The sequence below is a fragment of the Thermostichus sp. MS-CIW-37 genome, assembly GCF_054060065.1.
Window position 1 is genome coordinate 24,380 of record NZ_JBSSCV010000027.1, and the last position, 17,156, is coordinate 41,535.

The window sequence follows — 17,156 nt, forward strand, 5'->3', positions numbered from 1 at the left end:
TCCATGCAGGTGCGTATCCTCAGGCGGCGGGAGTGTGGAGCGGGGTGGGCCACCGACCTGCTGCTGCCACGTTGCCTTGTCTGGTCAGAGGTAGAGGCTCTGGCCCAGGAATGGGGAGCCGCTTGTCGCTGTTTTCAAGGGCAACTGGTGTGGCTGGATCTGCCCTCAGGCCGGATTACGGCTTCACTGCGGGTGCCCCGCCTAACGTTGCGACTCCACGATGCCAACGCTGAGGCGCAGATCTTAAATCGTTTGCAGCAGTTGGCCAAGTCTTCTGGTTCCCAGACAGAGGGAAGTTAAGGGCAAAACGAGAAGTTTAGCTTGGCACCGACATTTTGCGGCAGACTATCGACCAATGCAGGATCGACTTTCCAGGAGTGCCATGCGCCCACCAAGTTCGAGCCTGCTGAGGAACTGGGAGCCGCGTTCATACTCGCTCATAGTCATAATGTATGCAGCATGCATGCAGCTCGGTACCTACCTTGCCATAGCAAAGAGAGCGCTCCATTCTTGGTTGGGCACACCCGGCTTGGCGATGATCTCAAGGATGCGATTTTGGGCGGCGGGCTGGAATAAACTTTCGACGGCCACTTGGGCTACCTTCGTGCGGGGGATGCTGCCGTCAAAGAGGGTATCCGCCTTGGACAGGACAATACCATCGTCGTTGTCTTGGTTTTTTAGGCCCCCCGGTCGAACGATGGTGTAGGTGAGGCCGCTTTTTTGCAGGTATTCTTCTGCGCGTTTTTTCCACACCAAAATCAGCCAAAACAAGTTGAGGGGATGGAACAGCTGGGAAACACACAGGGAAGAGATTAAAACAAAGTGTTGGATCCCTTTGGCTTTGGCCACATCTACCAGGTTCTTGGTGCCTTCATAATCCACTCGGTAGGGCTGAAAGGGATCCCAACTGGGCCTGGCCCCGGTGGCACAGAGCACCACTGTGCATCCTTCCATGCCCGTCTCCAGCGTGGCCGGATCCAGCACATCCCCCACCACCACTTCCGCTTCGGGGGGCAAAACCCGAGCGGCCAGCTCGCGGCTGCGCACCAGCGCCCGCACTCGGATGCCGCGGCCCACCAACTCTTTGACAATGCGGCGTCCGGTTTCTCCTGTAGCCCCTGCAACAAAAGCCTGCATAAGTTTCTCCTGCAAAGCTGCCTATACCCGGCGTAGCTATTCGAGGATTTGCGGTGGCCCCATCTGCCATTATCTTCCCAAAATCGGCCTCAGGTTCCATTCTTTCCATGACAGGATGGTAGGGATCCTGCGCCCCAGTTCACCCAGTTCATCAGATGGTTGCCCAAGCTGCTCCTACCGCCTACGAGGCCCAAACCCAAGCTCTTGCCCAATCTCTGTTCGCCTCTCTTTCGGGAGAGAAGAGATCCCTGCTGGCCCAGTGGCGGGATCAACTGCGCTGGGAGGACAAGCTGCTGGCCTGGGCGATGGAGAACCCCCACCTGCGCACCCAGTTGTTCCGCTTGATCGATGTCTTGCCCAGCTTGAAAAGCAAGGCTGAGGTGGCCCGCCATTTGCAGGAGTATCTTTCAGATCCGGCGGTGGAATTGCCGGGAATGCTGAAGAGCCTGCTCAACTTCGCAGACCCCGACTCCCTGCCAGGACAATTGGCTGCCACCACCCTAACCGCTGCCGTGGAAGCCTTGGCCCGTCGATACATTGCCGGAGAAACTCTACAGCAAGTCAGCAAAACTCTGGAAGCTTTGCACCGGCAGGGTATGGCTTTCACCCTGGATTTGCTGGGGGAAGCCGTCATCACCGAAGCGGAAGCCCAATCCTATCTGGATCGCTATCTGCAGGTGATGGAGCATTTGGCAAAGATGGTCAAAACCTGGCCACAACCGCAGCCGGTGCCGCAAGTGTCGGTGAAGCTGACAGCCTTCTATTCCCAGTTCGATCCCATCGATCCCCTGGGGGCCAAAGCCAAAGTGGGGGAACGGATTCGCATCCTGTTGCGCCGGGCAGAAGCTCTGGGAGTCGGGATCCATTTCGACATGGAGCAGTACCGCTACAAATCCCTCACCCTGGCCATTTTGCAGGAGCTGCTGCTGGAGCCGGAGTTCAAAAGCCGCACCGACGTTGGCCTGACGCTGCAGGCCTACCTGCGGGATAGCTACACCGATCTGCAAAACCTGATCGCCTGGGCCAAGGAGCGGGGATCCCCGGTGACGGTGCGCTTGGTCAAGGGGGCCTACTGGGATCAAGAGACCATCCTGGCGGCGCAAAAGCACTGGCCACAGCCGGTTTACAACAGCAAGTCTGCTACCGACGCCAACTTCGAGCGCATGACCCAGCTTTTGTTGGAGCACCACACCCATCTCCACGCCGCCATCGCCAGCCACAATGTGCGCTCTCAGGCCAAAGCCATCGCCATTGCCCAAGCCCTGGAGGTGCCCCAGTCTGCTTTTGAACTGCAGGTGCTCTATGGCATGGCCGATCCCCTGGCCAAGGCCCTGGTGCAGAAGGGACAGCGGGTGCGGGTGTACTGCCCCTACGGGGAGCTGCTGCCGGGTATGGCCTACCTGATCCGGCGCTTGCTGGAAAACACCGCCAACACCTCTTTTCTGCGGCAAAGCGTTCAGGGCTACAACCCCGAGCAACTGTTGGCCCCGCCGGTCTTGGACGAGGGATCCGTTTTCCAGGCTCCTTCTCTCTCGTTTGCCGCCGCTCCCGATACGGATTTCAGCCAGCCCCAGCAGCGGGATCCCTTTTTTCAGGCATTGGACGAGATCCGACCTCAACTGGGTCAGAGGGTTCAGCCCTGGATTGCCGGAGAATATCGCCCCACCCAACAAGCGATGCTCTCCCTCAACCCTGCGGATCCTGAACAGGTGGTGGCGGAAATTGGGTTGACCGAGCCGGAACAGGTGGAGCAAGCCTTGGCAGCGGCCCAAGCCAGCTTCCCCAGCTGGAGGCGCACCCCCGTTGCCGTGAGGGCGGGGATCCTGCGGCGGGTGGCGGAGCAAATCGAAGCCCAGCGGGCGGAGCTGGCTGCCTGGATGGTGCTGGAGGTGGGCAAGCCCATTGCCCAGGCCGATGGGGAAGTTTCCGAGGCCATCGATTTTTGCCGCTACTACGCCCAACAGATGGAGGCTCTGGAGCGGGGACGGGAGTGCAACCTGCCCGGCGAAACCAACCATTACCACTACCAGCCCCGCGGTGTGGCGGTGGTGATCGCCCCCTGGAACTTCCCCCTCTCCATCCCCTGTGGCATGACAGCGGCGGCTTTGGTGGCCGGAAACTGCGTGCTCCTCAAACCGGCGGAGCAATCTTCGCTGATCGCCGCCAAACTGGCGGAGTTTATCCTCAAGGCCCTTGCCGAAGCTGGGATCCCGAAGGGTGTCTTTCAATTCCTGCCGGGGGTGGGCGAGGCCATTGGCCCCCTGTTGGTTCAAGACCGGCGGGTGCACCTGATTGCCTTCACCGGATCCCAGGCAGTGGGTTGCCAGATCCTCGCCCAAGCCGCGCAACTGCAGCCGGGCCAGCACCACATCAAACGGGTCATTGCCGAGATGGGGGGCAAAAACGCCATCCTCATCGACGAAAGCGCCGACCTGGATCAGGCGGTCAAAGGAGTGGTCAACTCCGCCTTTGGCTACAGTGGCCAGAAGTGCTCCGCCTGCTCGCGGGCGATCGTTTTGCAGTCCATTCACGACCTGTTCTTGGGACGGCTCGTCGAGGCGGTGCGCTCTTTAAATGTGGGGGATCCGGCCCACCCCGGCACCCAAGTTGGCCCGGTCATCGATGCAGAAGCCCAAGCTCGCCTGCACCAGGCCATTCAATCGGCCCAAGCCTATGCCCGTCTCGACCTCAGCCTGCCCGTGCCGGAAAAAGGCTACTTCGTCGGCCCCACCGTGTTCAGCCAGGTGGATCCCCAGTCAGAGCTGGCGCAGCGGGAGCTGTTTGGCCCGGTTTTGGCGGTGATCTCAGCGCCGGACTTTTCTTCTGCTCTGCAGATGGCCAATGCCACCCCCTACGCCCTCACCGGCGGTCTCTACAGCCGCACCCCTTCCCACATTCAACAGGCTCGCCAGGACTTTGCCGTCGGCAACCTCTACATCAACCGCGAGATCACCGGGGCGTTGGTGGAGCGGCAGCCCTTCGGCGGCTTCAAGCTCTCCGGCGTGGGATCCAAAGCCGGCGGCCCCGACTACCTGCTGCAATTTTTAGAACCCCGCACCGTAACCGAAAACACACAACGGCAGGGCTTTGCTCCCCTCGAGGGATCCTGAGGATCGAGTTTGGGAGGGGCGGTTCAGGGGTTTACTGGAGAGGCTTGGCTACATCCCCAACCTTGAAGCCTGCCCCGCTGAGAATGCGTCCCACACTGGAGCTGTCATCCACCTCCGTCAGTTGGACCTGTCCGGCTGGCTCAGTCAATTTGCGCAAGACTGTCCCCGTGGCCGGATCCTTGACTTCGCGGACGACGCGCTCCACAGAAAGAATCAATCCCACCCGATAGCCATCGCGGCTGCCCTTGTTCAGGATCACCTGGTTGCCGTAGACATCCGCCACCAAGGCGTCAACCGTTGGCAGAGAGCGAGGCTGAGCTGCCAAGCGCCCGGCAAAACCGGCCAACTGCTGGGCAATTTGCTCCACCGCCTGTTGGGTTGCCAATACCAACAGCTTCTCTTCGTTGCTGGTGGCGGATCCCCCCCCAAAGCCGGCGACCGTGACCGTGCTATCGGATTGGCTGACATTGCCCCGGCCCTCGACCACGGCCAAGATCTCGGCAGTGCTGGTGCTCACCAGGCGAGCATTTAACTGCACGTTGGCATCGGCATCCACCGACTCAGCCCCCACCGCCAGCGGGAAGCTGCCAAAGGGGGTCAAGACCGGCGCCCCACCCCCGGAACGACGCACCGACACATCAAATTGGGTCACACTGCCGAGGATCACAGCATCGACCCCCAGGATCCGGCCTACCTGAGCAGCGGTATTGGCATCCAGCCGCCCGGATAGACCCAGGTTCTGCTCGGCCAAGATCGCGTCCAGCCGCGAGCGCTCGATGACGGAAAAGGTGCCATCTTTCACCAACCGATCCACCAACAGATCGCTCACCCCCCGCGAAGCCTCGCGGATGCTGTAGGGATTGCTGAGGCTGCTGAAATCAAAGTCCAAGACCGCAATCCGAGGACGGGATGTGGGTTGCGGCGCTTGTCCCACCTGGCTGGGGGCAGAGAGAGTGCAGCGAATATCTTGGGGAAATTTCTGACAGAGGGCCTGATTGGCAGATTGGGCCACCACCGGGATCCCTGTCCAACTGAGGCTCACCAAAGGGATCCCGAACAGCAAAACGGAAGAGAGGTTGCGCATGGTTAAACGATCTCCTAGATCTGGGAAGTGGCCACAGTTACTCTCAGCTTGCACCCAAAAGAGCTTCAGGGCGGTGACCGGTATCACCTGGCAGCTAAGGGTTAAGGATCCCGGCATCGCCTGTTCCCAGCAGATGTCCCATACTCTAGCGGCTACAGGGCTGTTGGGAAAATGGATTGAGAAGATTTGCACAGAAGAGTTGACAGATCTCAACTCTGTTGAGCCGAGATGCTTGCCCTCTTTCAGAAACCGCTTAATGGCCGGCGGTTAACTAGGATCCAATCTCTGATGACCCCCGATAGTCTGAAAGAGCTACTCAACCACACCACCAGAGAACAGTTGGTGCAGGGAGCCCTACGAGCGGAACGTTCCAAAAGCTACTTGGCTTTTCAAATGCTTTCGAATTTGCTTTCTATGAATCCCCCCGAAGGGGGGACTTGCGGACAGCAGGCGTTAGGCAAGAGCGGTTGACTACCCCGCCGCTACAGGCAGCATAGTGCAAAGCCGCCCTGGAAGGACGGGGCTTTAAACCCAGTTTTTTGGTTAAGCTTGATGACGACTCTTTCCCAGGCATCAATGCCGGGGCTTGCACGCCAAACTCTCGGTGAAGCTTTTGCCAGTAATTTATAGGCAATTGCAAATCAGGATGCAACCAGCCCCCAGCAACTCAGTAGGCCAAGCCCATGCTGCGGGTGGTTTCGGGGCCAAGGTAGACCCGGATGCTCAGGAAGTCGGTAGGGCAAGCGGTTTCACAGCGTTTGCAGCCAACACAGTCTTCGGTGCGGGGGGCAGCCGCGATCATCCCAGCTTTGTTTTTTCCCTTCCAGGGCACCATCTCCAACACGTCGGTGGGACAAGCCCGCACACACTGAGTGCAGCCGATGCAGGTGTCGTAGATCTTGACCGAGTGAGCCATTAGCGTTCTCCAGTCGAGCAGGTTGAAAAGTTAAAAAAAGGTTTACCGAATCGGCATGGCAGCAACATCGCTGCGCCAGTGCCCTCAGTGTACTGTAGTCCTGGGAAGCCTCCAAAATCTCCGATCCAAATGTTCAAACAAATTTACATCCGGTCGGGTCGTCCTCTGAGCTGATGGGAAGGTTGCTAGGGTTGGGCTAGGATCGGCCTGAAGATCACAGGACAAGGGATCCTGAACATGGGGCGTTCGGTGCAGGATTGGCGAAGGCAAACTCAGGGCAATCTGCGTCGTCTGGGGCCGATTTTGCTGGAGATCTTCGAGGAGAACAGGCCTCGCCTGCGCCAATGGGATCAGCAGCTCACCGATTGGGTGCGCAGCCGCCGCTGGGGGGTGGATCCGTCTCTGCCCAAGGTGGCTATCTATGTCCTGGGCGCAGTGGTGATCCTGGCGATCCCACTTCTCACGTTTGTGGCTTTGGGGGCCTTTCTGACCTTTCTGGGTGTCCAAATTGTCCAAAAGTGGTCACAAGGGGATCCCGCTCGCCAAACTCAGCGCCGCTATCTGCGCAGTGCTGACGCGGATGATGATGACTTTGATCTGGATTGAGAAAGGGGCTGCGGGGAATGGGCGGGCTAACTGTCCGCCGACCGTTGGGGCTCCTGGGAGTCTTGCTGCATGCCCAAGCGTTGTTTGACCTGTCTGATCACCTTCTGGTGAGAGCGGTTTTCCAGCCTGTTTAGGCCGATGGCGCCGGCCAGGATCCCCAACTGCAAGGCCAAGCTGGGCAAGGTGGTGCTTAAGTCTCGCCCCGCCAGGGCCTGAAAGAAAAACACAAACGCCCCAATGGTGGCCGAGAAGCCCGCTGCCAGGTAGATGAAGCGCCGCAAGCTGCGATAGGGAGCGGCCAGCTCCGTCAAGAGCCTCACTTGCTCCGCTGAAGAGGGATCCCGCCGCTGCGACAGGGGCGATCTTGGCTTGGGATCGGAGTCTGCCATTGGCTACACCTCCTCAGGCAACAAGAGGGGCTCCCGACCGGAAACCCCCGCCAAGACGGCTTCAGCAGCACGGCAGGCGGCCAGAATATCTCGCTCTTCCCCTCCCAAGTACACGCGGCCAAAGCTACCGAAAGGCATCACCTCCAGGATGTTGATCTGGGCAGATTTTTCTGCCTCGTTGGCAGCCAGGGGGGCATAGCCTGCCGGTTGCACCTCCAGGATATAGAGGGTTTGGCCGGCCAGGAGCATTTGGCCACGGCGGGAACGGTTAATCAACTGGGTTTGGTGGGGATCGATGTTGCGGATGATCTGGCTGGAGATGATGCGGGGCTTGAGGCGCTCCTGTTCACTCACCCCTAAGGCAGCCAGAATCGCCCGTCCGGCGGTGCGGGTATCCCCTTGGTTGCTGGAGTGTACTTCCAGAAGGCCGTAGAGGCGTTCCACCACCTGCAGCCCCGGCCTCACCGAGGTGGCCTTCAGGGCAATATCCATAACGCGGTTGATCTCGATGCCGGGGGAAATCTCGACCCACAAAGAAGTGTCCCCAGGCAGGGGCAAAAAGCCGTAGGCTACTGTGCCCAGATAAGCAGCATACTGGGGTTGCAGCCGATCCAAAAACACGTAACTGCGAAGGTCGATCCCCAAAAAAGTCCTCCCTTTGGGCTCAGTTGGATGTTGAGCTGATGGCGATCTACATTCTCATTCTCCAGCCTCATCCCAGCTCTTGGATCTTGGGCAGACCGGCCAACCTTGGCGCATCAGTTGGGTTGCTGCCCGGCTCTACAGATCGCCCTGAGCCACCACCTTCACCGTTGTCAGGGCTTCCACGTCGATGGGCCCGCGCACGTGCAGCCGCTGGGTAGAAATGCCCAAAGACAGGTCGCGAAACGCTCCCAACGTGGGGATCCCAGCTCCCCGGCCTGCCGAGAGGGGGGAAGTGTTGATGTGGATCAGGGCGGCATCTACTTCCTGGAGAAAGCGCTGGGCCGCCGATTGGCTATCGGTGAGGATCGTCTCCGATTGACGGCAACCATTTTTGTTAATCCAGGCGATCGCCTCCGTCAGGTCGGCAATGGGCTGCAGGCGCAGATGAGGTCGTTCTGTCGAGTCAAAGCCTTCCCCAAGCGGCTGGAGCTGCGGGAACTGCTCTAGGATGGGTGCTGCTGCCTGTACAGCGATCCCGTGACCCAGCAAGTCCTCCACCAAGGCGGTCAGATGGTTGGCGGCCCAATCGGTGTGGATCAGCAGCCAGAGGGTGAGGGGCTGATAGATAGGGATCCCTTCTGAGCCATACTGGGCGAGGGGATCCAACAAAACCGACTTGACCAAAGGCCAAGGGGCGGTGCGATCCAGATAGATGTGGCCGTAGCCCAAATGGGTAGCCAGAGTCGGCACTTTGCTGGCCTGCAACAGGAACTCCACCCAGCCGGGGCGACCGCAGGGAATCACCAGGTCTAGGTAGCGGGTTTGCTGTAACAACGGCAATAGTGGGGAATCTACTTGGGGATCTGCGGTTCGGTCTTGGGCGGGCAAGGTTTGAATGGCCCCTTCCGGGATCCCGTGCTCATAAGCCGTCTCTGCCAACAGGTTGACCATAGCCTGGTGGGTTTTCTGGATGGGACCGCTGCTGGCCAAAATCACGCCATTTCCTGTTTTTAGGCACATGCCAATGCCATTTAAGGCAAACTCGGGGTAGATTTCGTAGACCAGAGCGATCAACCCCAATGGAACGCGGTAGCGGCCAATAAACAGGCCATTCTCCTGGCGGTACCCCTTCTCCAGCTTGCCAATGGGATCCGGCTGCTGGGCCAGGAGAGTCAGCAACTGGGCGGATCGCTGTAGACGCTCGGGGGTGAGCTTCAGGCCGTTGAGGATCCACTCCGGTACGGTTTGCTCGCGGCAACTTTCCAGGTCGAGGGTATTGGCTTCCAGGAGCAGATCGGAGCGCTCCAACAAACACCGCGAGAGAGCCAGCAGGGCCTGGCGCTTGATTTGGCTGCTCAACCGCTGCAGTTGGGGTAGCAAACGGCGTACCTGTCGCAGAGTGGTACCTAAGTCAAAGTCTGAACCGAAATCTGTCACTTGAACTTCTCCCGCCTAGCCCATCAGAGACAGATCCGCCGCTTTCTCCAGACCACTGCTAACACTGCTAACAAGAAATGGTTGAATCCACAAGTGTCAGGGCTGCCGACTCTAGAAACCGGTTGCCGGATCAGATCTCGTAAGTCTCAGGGCCGCCGCAGCAGCAGGATCGCCGTTACCATCAGCAGCGTTAGCAACAAGCCGAGAATCATGAACCAACTGAGCAACTGGGTTTGGTTTGGGAAGAGCACTGCGCCGATGAACCCAACCGCCAAGACAATGCCCAAGCTGAGGGTGAGGCCCAAGAGCGCGGATCCCTGTAGGGTGTTTTCCCGCCGCAACACCCATTGGTAGCCGTTCCAGAACCACATTTTGCGGTAGGGATAGGAAACGGCCAGTTGCTCGATGTACAGGCGGTCGGGGGTGATGGCAAAAATATGCTGGCAACGGCTACACCCGAAGGCTTCGGTTAGGGTGATCAGGCGTAACTGACCTTGGTGGCAGCACGGGCAGGGGTAAATTTTGGTGGGCTCAAGGGTCTGAGCGACACGCGAGGCTGATTTTTGACGGGGAGACTTGCGGGGAGAAGAGAACGCCACAGCTCTCAGCCGGTGAGAAGTTGGGATCCCTCACATCCTATCTCCAGCCAAGCCGGTTCAAGCTACCCAAAGATGATGGACGTAGCGCCAGATGAGGATTTGGTTGAGGACACAAAAGACTAAAGCCAAAAGCCCATATCCCAGCTTCAGAGCAACACCAAGATAAGGCCGCACCTGTTGGGGGATGAAGCTGAAATCGGTGTGTTTGGCCCAATGCGCCAACGCCAACACCTGCATGAGGTGAACCGGCAGGCAATAGCGGCTCATGCTTCGTTGCCCCAAGGGGCTCATACCCGTTAGGGCAATGTAAAACATGGCCCAGGCAGCCAGGTGAAACCCCAGCCGCTCCCGCCAACACTGGCTTCTACCTGCCATAACTCCTGCCGCATCCATTAAACCTGTAACAAGCAGGGATCCCAGGGTGGCAGACACAAACAGTTGGCTAAGAGCGTCAGCCCACAGCCCAGGGTCTTTCATCGGTGCAGAAAGAGAGAGTAAGCTTTGCCAGCGTTCGGCGGAAAGGACATATGTGCGAGCTTGGAAAATAGCTTGATAATTGGCTTTCACGCCGGTAAAGTAACGCTGCATTTCCAGGTAGAGATCCCAGCGTCCGAAGCGGAGCTGACAGTAGAGAAAAAAGCCCAGGCCACCCAACAGAGCCAAGCTCGCTGCCATACTCGTCCAAAACCAACGGCGGGCTTGGGTTCTCTCCCCCGCTTTCAGGAGATTCAAAAAAGGGAGCAGCGCCACCGGCAAGCCGACAATCCGAGTAGCACTCATCACCAAGCCGTGGATCCCAGCCAGGAGCATCAGCAGGGGACGGCCCCCGTGAATTGACCAGTAGAGAAAACCCAGTAGGCTGGCCATAAACAAAGATTCGCTGTAGCCCACGACCAGGTAAAAGCTGGTGGGATAAAAGAAGATGAGCAAACTGGCCAAAATTTGCCAGAGGGGGGGAATTTGCCACCTGCGGTAAAACAGGAAAAGGTAAACCCACATCAGCCAGCAAAAGAGCTGGGCGGTGAGGTAGAGCCCCAGTTCAGGGTCAACTCCCACAAGGTGACTGATTGCGGCCACTGCCAGGGGATAGCCGGGGAAAAAAGCTACGTTGCTCTGCTCGTAGGCAATCTTGTCGAAACCCACAAACTGGTACCCCCGCCGCACAATGCTGAGATACCAATAGCTATCCCGCTGACTCAGGGCTGTGAAGGCAGAAGCATAATCGCTCTCCTCACTCCAGAGGGAGATCATAAAGATCTGCAGCACTGTCAAGGCCAAACTGGGCAACAAGATTTGCCCTAAGAAACGGGCAAGGTACTGCCGACCTCGCTGCAACAGATGACTGAGAGGAAAGCTCATCGCTGAATCGTTAAGGGTGAAGATGGCACTTTGATTTCTTCTTGATAATCGTCGTCGGAGTTCACCTGCCAGAGATTGTGACTACCGGGTCGGAGAATGTTCTCAGCCGCCAGCAAGCCCATCAGTAAACTGTGATCTTGGTTGTTGTATTTAAATGAGCCGTAGCGGCCCACCACTTGTAGATTTTCAAACTGGCTGAGATACTCCTGCAAAATGGCTAAATCTTCTTTATAGCTACCGGTATAGATGGGATAAGTGCGGGGCAGGCGCACCACAAAGCCACTGTAGATCTTTTGATCGTGAAGCAGGCCAATTTGACGCAGCTCCTTCTCGGCCAAAGCCAGCAATTCCTCCTCAGGAGCTTGCCACAAGGGATCCCCAAAGTTGCACCAATACTCACAGCACAAGGGGGTTTGCTCTTGGTTGGGCAACATGGCCGGAGACCAATTGGCGAAGTTGGTCACCCGTCCCACCCCCACCGTTGGATCGTTGATATACAGCCAGTTATCGGGGAAGAGCTGGGATCCCTGCACAATCAAGTAAACCAAGACAGTATTGCGAAATCTGAGATTGCGGGCTGCCTGCAGCACTTGGGGGGGAGGCAATTTCCGCAGGCTCTGCACCAACACCGTCAGAGGGATCGAGGAAATGACGTGGGAGGGGGAGACCCAAGTTTCACTTCCATCCTGAAGATTGCGCAGTTGCAGCTCGACAACTTGGGATCCCCGATGTCTGAGGGTGACTACTTCTGTGTTGAGCAGGACTTTTTGTCCCTCGGCAAGCAAATACTCCTGCATTTTTTCATAGAGCTGCCCGGATCCCAGACGAGGAAACTGAAACTGGTCGATCAGAGACTTGGCCAAGCTTCGATTCCACCCCAAGGCCTTTTGGATGGCTTGCCCAAGGCTGAGACCTTTGATGCGCTGGGCAGCCCAATCAGCACTGATCTCGGTACAAGGGATCCCCCAAAGCTTTTCCGTATATCCTTCAAAGAACATTTGAAAGAGTCGGGTGCCGAACTTGCCTTTGACCCAGTCGGCAAAGTTCTGGGGAGCTGGTCGCGGAATTAATTGTGCCCAGAGATAGGAAAGGACAATGTGCAGGCTTTCCCACCAACCCACTTTGCGCAGGACTTCCCAGGCCTGAATGGGGTACTGAAAATACTGCTTGCGGTAATAGATGCGGGTGAGCCGTCGGACGGTTACTTGCTCGGATTCCAAAACCTGATTCCACAACTCTCGCACCGGCAGGATTTTAGTGAAAAAACGGTGCGGGCCATAGTCCAAGATAAACCCCTGATACTGAATACTTTTGGCCAAACCCCCGACCTTCTCCTCTCGTTCTACCACCACTACGGAAAAACCCAGTTGGTTCAAGCGATAGGCAGCCGCCATGCCTGCCGGCCCCGCTCCCAGGATGTAGATGGGATCCCCCACTCTGTCTCTTCCCGAAACTGCTTTACAGGGACATTCTAAAACAGGTCGAGAAACTTCCCTACCATCGGCCAATTCCCTGCCAAACCCCAGGACAATGAGGGGAGAAGAGAAAGGTTAGACTGGTGAGGCTGCGGCTGGAGGCTGGCCTGTGCTGTTAACCAAGGGCTTTGAGGTGGAAATGTACACCGGCACCGCCGCCGGGGAAGTGGTGGGTCTATCGGATCGCATTTGCCAAGCTTTGCCGGGGTTTGTGCGGGAGCCGGATCGGCGCAACGTGGAGTATATCACCCCTCCCCTTCGCCGCTACGAAGACCTGCTCTGTGCCTTGTTGCGGCCTCGCCTACAGTTGCGGCAATTTTTGCGCCGTCTTGGCCCTTACACCCTTCTGCCAGGGAGCACGCTGGCTTTGGGCGGCAGCGACCACTTCGAGCGGTCGGATCCCGGCAACCCCTACCACGACTACATCGAGCGCACCTATGGCACGCGGGTGGTAACTGCTAGCATTCACATCAATGTCGGCCTGCCAGGTACCGAGGCCATCTTCCGGGCCTGTCGCCTGCTGCGAGCGGAAGCATCTCTCTACCTAGCTCTGAGCGCTTCCTCTCCTTTTCTGGACGGACGGGTGACGGGATCCCACTCCAGCCGTTGGCAGGTGTTCCCCAAAACGCCGGCTCAGGTGCCCTTCTTCCGGGATCACGCCCACTACATTGCCTGGATCCAGGAGCAGCTAGCCCTGGGCACCATGCAGAATGTGCGCCACCTGTGGGCCTCGGTGCGACCCAACGGCCCGGAGCGGCCCTACCACCTCAACCGCGTGGAGCTGCGCATTTGCGATCTGGTGGGGGATCCGGTAATGGTTCTGGCGATTACCGCCTTGGTGGAAGCCCGTCTCTGGCAGTTGCTGGCCCAGCCGGAAGCGCTGGATCCCTTGCGGGGGCCCTTTACCCCGACAGAGCTGGAGAGCCTTTGCGAAGCCAACGAGCAGGCTGCTGCTCGAGAATCGCTGCAATCTCATTTGGTCGATTGGCGGACAGGCCGGGAACGGGCGGCCCAAGAGTGGATCGAAGAGCTGCTGACCGAAGCTTGGCGTATTGGCCAACCTCAAGGCTTGGGCTGTTTTCTAGCTCCCTTGCAAACCCTGCTCCACCAGGGCAATGAGGCCCAACGCTGGCTGAAGCAAGTCAACCAGGGATCCACACCTGCCCAGGTGTACCAACAGGCCATCCAGGAGCTGGCCGAACAAGACCGAGAGAGGCAGGAAACCCTCTGCCAAGTTGTTGGCTAAGCCTCTGCCCAACGGTGAGCGTTCTCAACCCGGTGCTTTCTACACACTAGCTCGCCGAGCCAACTTATAGTCATTTCAAACTGGATTGAGACACTCCTACTGCTGCCCAAACGCTCCGCGCCGCTTCCGCGACCACCTCCAGTCCTTCTCCCAGAGAGAGAGGAGTTGGGAAGCAATGCAACAGATTTCATTCTTGTTTAAAATGCAATTCCCTAGGCAGGCTCCACCGCTTCTTGTAGGGCTTTGCGGGCAATGCGAGTGACGTAGACGGTAGCGGCTACGGTGGCGATGAGCCCCACGAGGCGAACGGCCCATTGGGCGGTTTGAGCCTGAGGATCCAACTCCGCGCCTTCCATGTCGGCCAGGGATCCCGCCAACGAGCCGATGTACACATACATAAAAGTGCCCGGCACGATTCCAGCGGTGCCCAGCAAGTTATCCAGAAAAGAAATTTGGGTCAGCCCCAGGGCGTAGTTGAGCACATTGAAGGGAAACGCAGGCGACAGCCGAATCAGGCCGACTATTTTCCATCCCTCACGTCCCAACGCTCGATCGATGGCCGCAAACTTGGCGTTTCCCTCAATCCATTTCGCCACCTGTTCCCGCGCCAAGTAGCGCCCGATTAAAAAAGCCAAGTTGGCTCCAATGGTTGCCCCGATTAGCACATACACAGTTCCGGCCAGCAACCCGAACACGGCCCCTGCCCCCAAGGTCAGCACCGAGGCTGGTAGAAGCAGCACCGTCGCTACAATGTAAATGGCAATGAAGAGGATTGGCCCCAGCAACCCCAAGCTTTCAATCCAAGCCAGAGCTTCGGCGAGCCAGTCTTGAATAACTCCAAAAAATCCCAATCGATGGGCTGCCCAAAAGATAAAAATGGCCAAGCCCAAGCCGGTAGCAAGCTTAAGCAAAATCCGCTGCTTTTGGGGATTTGTGTTGAGTTGAGGTAGCTCTTCCATTGGCTAAACTCCTACAAAGTTCTTGTGAGGCGAGCTAGGGCAAGCCAGAGTAGACAGCTCTTGGAGTGGGGGAAGTATCTCTACCCGAAAGTCGTGCCGTTCCATCCCCAAAGATAGCCTTTGGCATCGCTGAACTCAATGTAAATCCTCTTCTTGGGGATCCCCAATCGGGCCTCGATGGTGCCGCAAAAAAACTCGCTCATGGCTCGGGTTTGTTGGGCGGAAAATTGCCCGATACTCTTGATTTCTAGGTAACAACAGGGATCCCCACTGCCAGCAAAGGTCATCGGGATCCCACCCTCAAAGGCGGTCATCACGTAGGCTTCCGACTTGCCCAACTGTTCCGATAGAGCAGCAGACAGCACCTTAAGCAGTTCCTCTACTGCGGCGATTTCTGGTTGCACAGACGTTTGCAGCTTGATCAAAGGCATGGATCCCTCTCCCTATCAACAAATTCATCTTGAAATTCATCTTGGCATTCTCAGCCCCGCTCTTCGGCAATCCACCTGTGGTAGCGTAGCGACAGAGTTGGGCAAACCTCTATGGAGCAGACGAAGCCGGCCAAGCCAGAGATCGGCCACCAGCAGGGCCAAATCGGGCCAGGCCCTTGTGCTGTGCAAACTGAGGCTGCCCCCGCTCCTGTCGGCCCTTACAGCCAGGGCGTTACTGCTCTGGGGCCGTTTCTGTTCACCGCCGGACAGGTGGGCCTGGATCCCAAAACCGGCAAACTGGTGGGGGAGGACATTGTTTCTCAAACTCGGCAGGCGTTGCTGAACGTGCAGGCAGTGCTGGAAGCGGGGGGCACCACTCTCGCCAATGTGGTGAAGACAACGGTTTTCCTGGCCGATATGGAGGACTTTGCGGCCATGAACGAGGTTTATCGAGAGTTTTTTGCCACCGATCCGGCTCCGGCCCGCTCTTGCGTGCAGGTGGCTCGCCTGCCCCTCAATGCCCGAGTAGAAATCGAGGTTGTGGCTTGCTACCCACAATCAACCTAAGTGCTAGGTGTCTCTAGAGTGGGAGCCCGGCTGGGGGGAGGGTTTCTGGGTCGGCGCGGATCCCGGCAAATCGGGAACCGGATCGTAGCCCCCTGGGTGCCAGGGATGACAGCGACAGAGGCGACGGATCCCCAGCCAACCCCCTCGTAGGGCACCGTAGCGCCGCACCGCTTCCAAGGTGTACTGAGAGCAGGTGGGGTAATAGCGACAAGCAGGTGGCAGCCAAGGAGAAATGCCGACCTGGTAACCCCGGATCAGGGCAATCAAGCTGCGGGTGAGGGGATCCGATTGTTCGGGCATGGGTCGGAGTCCAAAAAGCGCATCGCTACTTCAAGGTCATCTGGAACGTACCGGCGATCTCTATTGTCAATCCTTGCAGTTACCAAGAAAACTGGGTTTAAAGCCCCGCCCTAAGGCCTACGGCCCGCTGACGCGACAAGAGCGGCTTTTATCTTGCTAGACCTTTGATAAAGTAGGCTCATGCGCGTCCTCGAAGCCAAGCTCCTCAACGGCACAGCCCAGCAGTACCAAGCCTTGGATGAGGCCATTCGGACTGCCCAGTTCGTGCGCAACAAGTGCCTGCGCCACTGGATGGATCATCAGGGGGTGAACAGGGCCACGTTGTACTCCCTCTGCAAGGACTTGGCCAGAGAGTTCCCCTTCGCCCAGAAGCTGAACTCCTCTGCCCGACAAGCCAGTGCAGAGCGAGCTTGGTTTGCCATCTCCAACTTCTACCGCCGCTGCAAGGAGAAGGCAGCCCGGAAGGGCTATCCCAAGTTCCAGAAACATTGTCGCTCCGTGGAGTACAAAGTCTCCGGCTGGAAGCTGGCAGCAGATGGGATGTCCCTCACCTTCACGGATGGCTTCCAGGCAGGCACCTTTGCTTTGTATTACAACGACAAGGCGCGGCGGGACATCCTCACCCTGAAAATCAATCGGGTGCGGGTAGTGCGGAGAGCCGATGGCTACTACGCCCAGTTCTGCCTGGACGTGGAGCGTCGGGAGAAGGTGGGCTACACCGGCGAGGTGGTGGGGCTGGATGTGGGCTTGATGCACTTCTACACCGACAGCAATGGGAACGCTGTGCCGTGTCCCAAGTTTTTGCGTCGTGCTGAAAGGAGGTTGAAGCAACACCAGAGGAGACTGAGCAGAAAGTTTAAGAAGGGGGCCAAACCTCAATCCAAGAACTACCACAA

The 17,156-nt window shown here is 57.9% G+C and carries 18 protein-coding genes; 6 read left to right on the plus strand and 12 right to left on the minus strand.

Translation table 11 applies throughout. From position 1 onward, the window contains the following. The first annotated feature begins 3 nt into the window (after nucleotides 1-3). Nucleotides 4-300 (plus strand): hypothetical protein, encoded by a 297-nt coding sequence (locus ACVWYZ_RS11545; protein WP_414351089.1) that lies wholly within the window; start codon nucleotides 4-6, stop codon nucleotides 298-300. 177 nt (nucleotides 301-477) lie between these two features. Here ACVWYZ_RS11545 and ACVWYZ_RS11550 read toward each other — a convergent pair whose 3' ends face one another. Beyond that, nucleotides 478-1,137, minus strand: coding sequence for an SDR family oxidoreductase (locus ACVWYZ_RS11550; protein WP_414427278.1), 660 nt, complete (start codon nucleotides 1,135-1,137; stop codon nucleotides 478-480). Nucleotides 1,138-1,292: 155 nt separating this feature from the next. Between ACVWYZ_RS11550 and pruA the strand changes: the two genes are divergently transcribed. Next, nucleotides 1,293-4,247, plus strand: a complete 2,955-nt coding sequence (gene pruA, locus ACVWYZ_RS11555) for an L-glutamate gamma-semialdehyde dehydrogenase (protein WP_457467145.1) — start codon at nucleotides 1,293-1,295, stop codon at nucleotides 4,245-4,247. Nucleotides 4,248-4,278: 31 nt separating this feature from the next. On the opposite strand, the gene ACVWYZ_RS11560 is transcribed toward pruA, so the two are convergent. Together ACVWYZ_RS11560 and psaC are read right to left on the minus strand one after the other, a co-directional pair. Continuing rightward, on the minus strand, nucleotides 4,279-5,331 hold the full coding sequence (locus ACVWYZ_RS11560; RefSeq protein WP_457467150.1) for a CsgG/HfaB family protein: 1,053 nt from the start codon (nucleotides 5,329-5,331) through the stop codon (nucleotides 4,279-4,281). A gap of 667 nt (nucleotides 5,332-5,998) precedes the next feature. After that, nucleotides 5,999-6,247: a photosystem I iron-sulfur center protein PsaC gene (gene psaC, locus ACVWYZ_RS11565; protein WP_414350136.1), complete on the minus strand. Its 249-nt coding sequence runs from the start codon at nucleotides 6,245-6,247 to the stop codon at nucleotides 5,999-6,001. A 237-nt stretch (nucleotides 6,248-6,484) separates the two neighbouring features. Between psaC and ACVWYZ_RS11570 the strand changes: the two genes are divergently transcribed. Next, a complete protein-coding gene (locus ACVWYZ_RS11570) occupies nucleotides 6,485-6,853 on the plus strand; it encodes a hypothetical protein (RefSeq protein ID WP_414357203.1) in 369 nt (122 codons plus the stop codon). A gap of 26 nt (nucleotides 6,854-6,879) precedes the next feature. On the opposite strand, the gene ACVWYZ_RS11575 is transcribed toward ACVWYZ_RS11570, so the two are convergent. From ACVWYZ_RS11575 to ACVWYZ_RS11600, 6 genes are all read right to left on the minus strand, one after another. Next, nucleotides 6,880-7,242 (minus strand): DUF3493 domain-containing protein, encoded by a 363-nt coding sequence (locus tag ACVWYZ_RS11575; protein WP_414374954.1) that lies wholly within the window; start codon nucleotides 7,240-7,242, stop codon nucleotides 6,880-6,882. A gap of 3 nt (nucleotides 7,243-7,245) precedes the next feature. Further along, complete coding sequence (locus ACVWYZ_RS11580) at nucleotides 7,246-7,887, minus strand: hypothetical protein (RefSeq protein ID WP_011432202.1); 642 nt, start codon at nucleotides 7,885-7,887, stop codon at nucleotides 7,246-7,248. Between the two features lie 135 nt (nucleotides 7,888-8,022). Next, nucleotides 8,023-9,324 (minus strand): gamma-glutamyl phosphate reductase, encoded by a 1,302-nt coding sequence (locus ACVWYZ_RS11585; RefSeq protein ID WP_457467146.1) that lies wholly within the window; start codon nucleotides 9,322-9,324, stop codon nucleotides 8,023-8,025. A 146-nt stretch (nucleotides 9,325-9,470) separates the two neighbouring features. Then, on the minus strand, nucleotides 9,471-9,923 hold the full coding sequence (locus ACVWYZ_RS11590) for a hypothetical protein (RefSeq protein WP_414374957.1): 453 nt from the start codon (nucleotides 9,921-9,923) through the stop codon (nucleotides 9,471-9,473). Between the two features lie 57 nt (nucleotides 9,924-9,980). After that, nucleotides 9,981-11,282 (minus strand): hypothetical protein, encoded by a 1,302-nt coding sequence (locus ACVWYZ_RS11595; protein ID WP_457467147.1) that lies wholly within the window; start codon nucleotides 11,280-11,282, stop codon nucleotides 9,981-9,983. Then, the gene (locus tag ACVWYZ_RS11600) at nucleotides 11,279-12,718 is read right to left on the minus strand and encodes an NAD(P)/FAD-dependent oxidoreductase (protein WP_414409351.1); all 1,440 of its coding nucleotides are present in this window, start codon (nucleotides 12,716-12,718) and stop codon (nucleotides 11,279-11,281) included. Before ACVWYZ_RS11600 ends, ACVWYZ_RS11595 begins: the two co-directional genes overlap by 4 nt. Before the next feature lie 148 nt (nucleotides 12,719-12,866). Between ACVWYZ_RS11600 and gshA the strand changes: the two genes are divergently transcribed. Then, nucleotides 12,867-14,003, plus strand: coding sequence for a glutamate--cysteine ligase (gene gshA, locus ACVWYZ_RS11605; protein WP_414357209.1), 1,137 nt, complete (start codon nucleotides 12,867-12,869; stop codon nucleotides 14,001-14,003). A 212-nt stretch (nucleotides 14,004-14,215) separates the two neighbouring features. On the opposite strand, the gene ACVWYZ_RS11610 is transcribed toward gshA, so the two are convergent. Further along, nucleotides 14,216-14,962: a TVP38/TMEM64 family protein gene (locus ACVWYZ_RS11610; protein WP_457467148.1), complete on the minus strand. Its 747-nt coding sequence runs from the start codon at nucleotides 14,960-14,962 to the stop codon at nucleotides 14,216-14,218. A gap of 80 nt (nucleotides 14,963-15,042) precedes the next feature. After that, nucleotides 15,043-15,393, minus strand: coding sequence for a phenylpyruvate tautomerase MIF-related protein (locus ACVWYZ_RS11615; protein ID WP_011432208.1), 351 nt, complete (start codon nucleotides 15,391-15,393; stop codon nucleotides 15,043-15,045). A gap of 183 nt (nucleotides 15,394-15,576) precedes the next feature. On the opposite strand from ACVWYZ_RS11615, the gene ACVWYZ_RS11620 reads away from it, so the two are divergent. Next, nucleotides 15,577-15,960 (plus strand): RidA family protein, encoded by a 384-nt coding sequence (locus ACVWYZ_RS11620; RefSeq protein ID WP_011432209.1) that lies wholly within the window; start codon nucleotides 15,577-15,579, stop codon nucleotides 15,958-15,960. A gap of 3 nt (nucleotides 15,961-15,963) precedes the next feature. Here the strand turns inward: ACVWYZ_RS11620 and yidD are convergent, their stop codons facing one another. Continuing rightward, on the minus strand, nucleotides 15,964-16,260 hold the full coding sequence (yidD, locus tag ACVWYZ_RS11625) for a membrane protein insertion efficiency factor YidD (RefSeq protein ID WP_414357215.1): 297 nt from the start codon (nucleotides 16,258-16,260) through the stop codon (nucleotides 15,964-15,966). A gap of 180 nt (nucleotides 16,261-16,440) precedes the next feature. Between yidD and ACVWYZ_RS11630 the strand changes: the two genes are divergently transcribed. Further along, the coding region (locus ACVWYZ_RS11630) for an RNA-guided endonuclease InsQ/TnpB family protein (protein WP_457467149.1) at nucleotides 16,441-17,156 on the plus strand (716 nt) is incomplete at its 3' end.